Origin of the sequence: Streptomyces sp. NPDC058239 (assembly GCF_042882185.1) — a bacterium.
Taxonomy (GTDB): Bacteria; Actinomycetota; Actinomycetes; order Streptomycetales; family Streptomycetaceae; genus Streptomyces.
In genome coordinates this window covers 42,595-48,899 of sequence record NZ_JBHVWS010000063.1, presented here as the reverse complement: position 1 = coordinate 48,899, position 6,305 = coordinate 42,595, and the positions used below count along the sequence as shown (strand labels likewise).

Here is a 6,305-nt window from a genome sequence, read left to right as displayed (position 1 = left end):
CGCGTTTCCCTTTCCGGCGGTTCCAACCTTACCAGATTCTTTTTCGTTCCGTTTCCGGTCCGAATTTGAATTCCGGTGGCCTTTGGAGTGGCCTTGCCTTTCGGCGGATCCGACTTTATCAGAAGTTCTGAGTCGGAATTCCCGCCCCGCTCGGGGCGCCCACTGCACATGAGCGTGCGCGGTGCTTCCCGGTCAGGCGGAGCCGTAAACGTACTGGAGCGGGGCGCCCCGATGCAAATCGGGGGCCCCGCTCCGGAGTTCGCGTCTGTCGGGGTCAGACCTCGACGACGACGGGAAGGATCATCGGGCGCCGGCGGTAGGTGTCGGAGACCCACTTGCCCACCGAGCGGCGGACGAGCTGCTGGAGCTGGTGGGGCTCCATCACGCCGTCCTGGGCGGACTTGTTGAGCGCTTCCTCGATCTTCGGTACTACGGCGTTGAATGCCGAGTCGTCGATACCGGAGCCACGGGCCTGGATGTAGGGACCGCCCGTGATCTTGCCGGAAGTGCTGTCGACCACGATGAAGACCGAAATGATGCCCTCGTCGCCGAGGATGCGGCGGTCCTTGAGGGAGGTCTCGGTGACATCGCCGACCGAGAGGCCGTCGACGTATACGTAGCCCGCCTGGACCTTGCCGACGATCTTGGCCTTGCCGTCGATGAGGTCGACGACCACGCCGTCTTCGGCGATGACGATGTGGTCCTTGGGTACACCGGTGAGGGCGCCCAGTTCGGCGTTGGCCCTGAGGTGGCGCCATTCGCCGTGGACCGGCATCAGGTTCTTCGGCTTGCAGATGTTGTAGAAGTACAGCAGCTCGCCGGCCGAAGCATGGCCCGAGACATGGACCTTGGCGTTGCCCTTGTGGACGACGTTGGCGCCCCAGCGGGTCAGGCCGTTGATCACGCGGTACACCGCGTTCTCGTTGCCCGGGATCAGGGACGACGCCAGGATCACCGTGTCGCCCTGGACGATGCGGATCTGGTGGTCGCGGTTGGCCATACGGGACAGTGCGGCCATCGGCTCGCCCTGGGATCCCGTGCAGACCAGCACGACCTCGTCGTCCGGCAGGTCGTCGAGGGTCTTGACGTCGACCACCAGGCCCGCGGGCACCTTCAGATAGCCGAGATCACGGGCGATGCCCATGTTGCGGACCATCGAGCGTCCGACGAAGGCGACCCTGCGGCCGTATTCGTGTGCCGCGTCGAGGATCTGCTGGATGCGGTGCACATGGCTGGCGAAGCTCGCGACGATGATGCGCTTCTGGGCGTTGGCGAAGACCGTGCGCAGAACGTTGGAGATGTCCCGCTCGGGCGGTACGAAGCCGGGGACCTCCGCATTGGTCGAGTCGGAGAGGAGAAGGTCGATGCCTTCCTCGCTCAGCCGGGCGAACGCGTGCAGGTCGGTGAGCCGGCCGTCCAGCGGAAGCTGGTCCATCTTGAAGTCACCGGTCGCGACGGCCATGCCCGCAGGCGTGCGGATGGCGACCGCGAGAGCGTCCGGGATGGAGTGGTTGACCGCGATGAACTCGCAGTCGAAGACGCCGATGCGCTCGCGCTGGCCCTCCGCGACTTCAAGGGTGTACGGGCGGATGCGGTGCTCCTGTAGCTTCGCCTCGATCAGCGCGAGGGTCAGCTTGGAGCCGATGAGGGGGATGTCCGGCTTCAGACGCAGCAGATACGGGACACCACCGATGTGGTCCTCGTGGCCGTGCGTGAGGACGATGCCCTCGATGTCGTCGAGACGGTCCCGGATCGTGGTGAAATCCGGCAGGATCAGGTCGATTCCGGGCTGCTCTTCCTCCGGGAAGAGAACTCCGCAGTCGACGATGAGCAGGCGGCCGCCGTACTCGAAGACCGTCATGTTGCGGCCGATTTCGCCGAGGCCACCGAGCGGGGTGACCCGGAGGCCGCCCTTCGGGAGCTTCGGCGGGGTGCCGAGTTCGGGATGCGGATGACTCAAAAGACTCTCCTTACCACGCGCGCCACGTACCGCTTGGGCACGTGGCGCGCATGTCATTCGTGCACTTACTGTTGTCTGTTTTGTCGCTCTTGTGAGCGTTCTTCGCTTATTCAGTTGTGAAGTCTGTGGTTACAGCTCTACCCCACCGGCGGCGAGATCGATCTTGAGCTGCGCCGTTTCCTGTGCGGTGAGTTCCACCAGGGGAAGGCGCAGAGGGCCTGCGGGGAGGCCCTGGAGGGCCAACGCGGCCTTGGTGGTGATGACGCCCTGGGTACGGAACATGCCGGTGAAGACCGGCAGGAGCTTCTGGTGGATCTCCGTGGCCTTCTGGACGTCGCCGCCGAGGTACGCCTCGATGAGGGCACGCAGGTCGGGGGTGACGACATGGCCGACGACAGAGACGAATCCGATGGCCCCGACCGAGAGGAGCGGCAGGTTCAGCATGTCGTCGCCGGAGTACCAGGCGAGGCCGGACCGGGCGATGGCCCAGCTGGCGCGGCCGAGGTCGCCCTTGGCGTCCTTGTTGGCGACGATGCGCGGGTGCTCGGCGAGCCGCACCAGCGTCTCTGTGTCGATCGGCACACCGCTGCGGCCCGGAATGTCGTAGAGCATCACCGGCAGACCGGTGGCGTCGGCAATGGCCGTGAAGTGGCGGAGGATGCCTTCCTGCGGCGGCTTGTTGTAGTACGGCGTCACCGCGAGGAGGCCGTGGGCACCGGAGCGTTCGGCCGTGCGGGCGAGCTCGATGCTGTGGCGGGTGTCGTTGGTGCCGATGCCGGCGACGACGTGGGCTCTGTCTCCCACTGCTTCCAGTACGGCCCTTACGAGCTGGTCTTTCTCCGCGTCGCTGGTGGTCGGGGACTCGCCGGTGGTGCCGTTGACGATCAGGCCGTCATTGCCTGCGTCCACCAGGTGGGCGGCGAGCCGCTGGGCACCGTCGAGGTCGAGTGCACCGTCCGCCGTGAAGGGCGTGACCATAGCGGTGAGGACCCGCCCGAAGGGGGTCTGCGGAGTGGAGATCGGAGCCATGGGTAACACGCTACTCGTTGCTCAGCGCCCAATGCCCCCTCGGGGGGACACACAGTAGGAGCCCGGCACTGCCTGCTCGGGGGTTCAAGCAGTGCCGGGTCCGTTTGATCAGCCTAGATGAACTTCACGAAACGCCGCAATACGGACACCGCTTACGGGGCTACACGTCCGTTCTTGTTGAAGGCTGCATGGGTGAGCGGCATGAGCCGGGCCCAGTGCTCCTCCATTTGCTGGCCGACCATCTCGATTTCCCGCTGCGGGAAGGACGGCACCTTCGCCAGCTCGTGCTGGGTGCGCAGGCCGAGGAAGTGCATCAGCGAGCGGGCGTTGCATGTGGCGTACATCGAGGAGAACAGGCCGACGGGGAGTACCGCGCGGGCGACCTCACGGGCCACTCCTGCGGCGAGCATCTCCTGGTACGCCTCGTACGCCTGGCGGTAGGAGTCCTCCATGATGCGGCCGGTGAGCTCCTGCTGGGCCTGGGTGCCCTCGACGAATTCGTACTTGCCGGGGCGGCCCTGCTGGACGAGCTTGCGGGACTCCCCCGGAACGTAGAAGACCGGTTCCAGCTCCCTGTAGCGGCCCGATTCCTCGTTGTACGACCAGCCGACGCGGTGGCGCATGAACTCGCGGAACACGAAGATCGGGGCGCTGATGAAGAAGGTCATCGAGTTGTGCTCGAACGGGCTGCCATGCCGGTCACGCATCAGAAAGTTGATGAGCCCCTTGGAGCGCTCAGGGTCCTTGGTGACCTCCTCCAGAGACTGCTCACCGGCCGTGGAGACACGGGCCGCGAACAGGACGTCGGAGTCGCCTGCGGCGTGTTTCACCAGGTCAACGGTGACATCACTGCGGAAGCTGGGCTTTGCGGGCTCGGGGGTCTCGGTCACCGGCGGGGTCCTTCCAATTGCGTCGCTCGGGCGGCGCCCACTCTACGGGCCGCCGCTGACAACGAGGGCCGGAAGGGTCGTGCAGGGATTTCTTCGACGAATTCGGCGATTCGGGGCACCGAACGGGTCTGCCATACGTCTGACCCGATAGCAGCATCCGTAACAGAGTTCAAGGAGAGCTTCCTCATGTTCCGCCGGCGTGAATCCGTCCCGTTCTCGTTCGTAGCCGAGGCCGACCGATTCCGCAGTAACGTCACCCCGCCCCCGCGGGAGCGCACCACCGTCTCCCAGCTGGCCGGCCGTTCCCTTGTCGGGCTGACGGTCGTCGCAGGTCTCGTCGGGTCGCTGATCCTCGGCCTGCCCGCCCTGAGCCCCGCCCAGGGGCCGTCGCACGCCCAGCAGACCGAAGCTGCCCACGGGCGCTGACTCCTACGGGCCCCCTGGGGTGGTCTGGTCAGTGGCCTCCTCGGTAGCCTCACCGGGCACAGCAATCGAGCGTGCTTGTGAGTGAGGATCAGTCGTGCCCCTGCCCTTTCTGACGGCCGACCGCGCGTTTGACGCGAGCGCTGAGGACATCGCGCTGCCGTTCGACGACCACGACAGCTGGCGGCGTCCGTACCGCCCAGGACCCTGGCGGGTCGCGGCTGCGGCCTCCCTGCTGCTGCTCGCGTCATTCATTCTGCTCGCGGGGATGATCATCGCGTTCGCCGGGGCGGTGCCGGGTGCCGCCGTATGTCTGGCGCTCGCCGTCGTGGTCATCGGCTGCGCCCTGCGGCTGCTGCGGGTCGGCGCCTGGGTGAGCCGTCACGGCGTGCGCCGGGTCGGCTTCTTCACGACGACGACCGTGCCGTGGAACCGCATCGCGGCCGTCCGTACGGTGCAGCAGCCGGTGAAGTGGCTCGGGTTTCCGCGCACGGTGCAGGGGCAGGCGTTGATCGTCGTACGTCAGGGGGGCGAGGCGATTCAGCCCCTGTTCACCGACAGCAATGCGGATTTCCTGGCGCGGGGTGAGGCGTTCGACCGTGCTGCCGACGCTGTCGAGGCGTGGGGGGACGAGTATCGGCGGGGCTGAGGCGTCCGGCTGCCCGGGCCGCCGGGTAGCCGTTTTGTCCTCAGGCGCCGGACTGGCTTGATCCGGCCGGACGGGCTCGATGATTCGGTCGGACAGCCCGTCTGCCCGGGTCAGGGCGTGCTGGGCCGGGTGGGCTTCGTATGCAGGGCGATGGCGCGCTGCATGGCCTTTCGGGCGCGGGGGGTGTCCCTGGCGTCCTGGTAGGCGACGGCCAGGCGGAACCAGCAGCGCCAGTCGTCCGGCGAGTCCTCGGTCTCCTCGCGGCGGCGTGCGAACACGACGTCGGCCGAGGCGCGGTCGATGCGGCCGGACGGGGTGCGGACCAGCTCGTCGACCGGCAGGCCGCCCTCCGCGTCCAGTTCCGCCGCCAGCGCGTTGGCCCGCGCCACGAACTGGGTGTTCTTCCAGAGGAACCAGATCCCGATCACCGGCAGGATCAGCACCGCGACCCCGAAGGTGACTGTCAGCAGCGTGCCGTGCTGGATGAGCAGGACACCACGGCTGCCGACCAGTGCGAAGTAGAAGACCAGGACGGCGGCGGTGACGAAGTAAGTGATCTTTGCGCGCATGGCAGGGCTCAGTCAGTTCAGGTCGAGGAAGTGTTCCAGGCCGAACGTGAGGCCGGGAGTGGTCACCACGCGGCGTGTGCCGAGCAGGATGCCCGGCATGAAGCTGCTGTGATGCAGGGAGTCGTGGCGGATGGTGAGCGTCTCGCCCTCACCGCCGAGCAGCACTTCCTGGTGGGCCAGGAGACCTCGGAGCCGGATCGCGTGGACCGGGACTCCGTCCACGTCCGCGCCGCGGGCGCCGTCCAGGGCCGTGGTGGTGGCGTCCGGCTGCGGGGCGCAGCCGGCCTTCCTCCGGGCCTCTGCGATCAGCTGGGCAGTGCGGGTGGCGGTGCCCGAGGGCGCGTCGGCCTTGTTGGGGTGGTGCAGTTCGACGACCTCGACGGACTCGAAGTAGCGGGCGGCCTGCTCCGCGAACTTCATCGTGAGGACGGCGCCGATGGAGAAGTTCGGCGCGATGAGCACACCGGTCTCCGGGGAGCCGGAGAGCCAGGTGTTCAGCTGCGCGAGCCGTTCGTCGGACCAGCCCGTCGTACCGACGACGGCGTGGATGCCGTGCCGGATACAGAAGTCGAGATTGCCCATCACCGACGCGGGGGTGGTGAGCTCGACGACGACCTGGACGCCGGACTCCGCGAGGGTCTCCAGCTTGTCGCCACGCCCCAGGGCGGCCACCAGCTCCATGTCGTCGGCCGCCTCGACGGCTCGTACCGCCTCGGATCCGATGCGGCCCTTGGCGCCGAGAACGGCCACGCGCAGCTTGCTCATTGCTCTGCTTCCTTACGGGT

The 6,305-nt window shown here is 67.2% G+C and carries 7 protein-coding genes; 2 read left to right on the top strand and 5 right to left on the bottom strand.

The window, feature by feature from the left end:
* Nucleotides 1-274 precede the first annotated feature (274 nt).
* The 3 genes from ACFVYE_RS40415 to thyX all read right to left on the bottom strand — a co-directional run bounded on the left by ACFVYE_RS40415 (nt 275) and on the right by thyX (nt 3,879).
* Nucleotides 275-1,960, bottom strand: coding sequence for a ribonuclease J (locus tag ACFVYE_RS40415; protein ID WP_383978012.1), 1,686 nt, complete (start codon nt 1,958-1,960; stop codon nt 275-277).
* Nucleotides 1,961-2,089: 129 nt separating this feature from the next.
* Entirely contained in the window at nt 2,090-2,989 is a 900-nt protein-coding gene (gene dapA / locus ACFVYE_RS40410; protein ID WP_383978009.1) for a 4-hydroxy-tetrahydrodipicolinate synthase, read from the bottom strand.
* A 152-nt stretch (nt 2,990-3,141) separates the two neighbouring features.
* On the bottom strand, nt 3,142-3,879 hold the full coding sequence (thyX, locus tag ACFVYE_RS40405; RefSeq protein ID WP_351084661.1) for an FAD-dependent thymidylate synthase: 738 nt from the start codon (nt 3,877-3,879) through the stop codon (nt 3,142-3,144).
* Nucleotides 3,880-4,065: 186 nt separating this feature from the next.
* Between thyX and ACFVYE_RS40400 the strand changes: the two genes are divergently transcribed.
* Both ACFVYE_RS40400 and ACFVYE_RS40395 read left to right on the top strand, forming a co-directional pair.
* Nucleotides 4,066-4,305, top strand: a complete 240-nt coding sequence (locus ACFVYE_RS40400; protein ID WP_383978006.1) for a hypothetical protein — start codon at nt 4,066-4,068, stop codon at nt 4,303-4,305.
* Between the two features lie 94 nt (nt 4,306-4,399).
* Nucleotides 4,400-4,951, top strand: a complete 552-nt coding sequence (locus tag ACFVYE_RS40395) for a hypothetical protein (RefSeq protein WP_383978004.1) — start codon at nt 4,400-4,402, stop codon at nt 4,949-4,951.
* Nucleotides 4,952-5,061: 110 nt separating this feature from the next.
* Here ACFVYE_RS40395 and ACFVYE_RS40390 read toward each other — a convergent pair whose 3' ends face one another.
* The gene (locus tag ACFVYE_RS40390) at nt 5,062-5,520 is read right to left on the bottom strand and encodes a hypothetical protein (protein WP_383978001.1); all 459 of its coding nucleotides are present in this window, start codon (nt 5,518-5,520) and stop codon (nt 5,062-5,064) included.
* A 12-nt stretch (nt 5,521-5,532) separates the two neighbouring features.
* A complete protein-coding gene (dapB, locus tag ACFVYE_RS40385; RefSeq protein ID WP_382908727.1) occupies nt 5,533-6,285 on the bottom strand; it encodes a 4-hydroxy-tetrahydrodipicolinate reductase in 753 nt (250 codons plus the stop codon).
* Between the last annotated feature and the right edge of the window lie 20 nt (nt 6,286-6,305).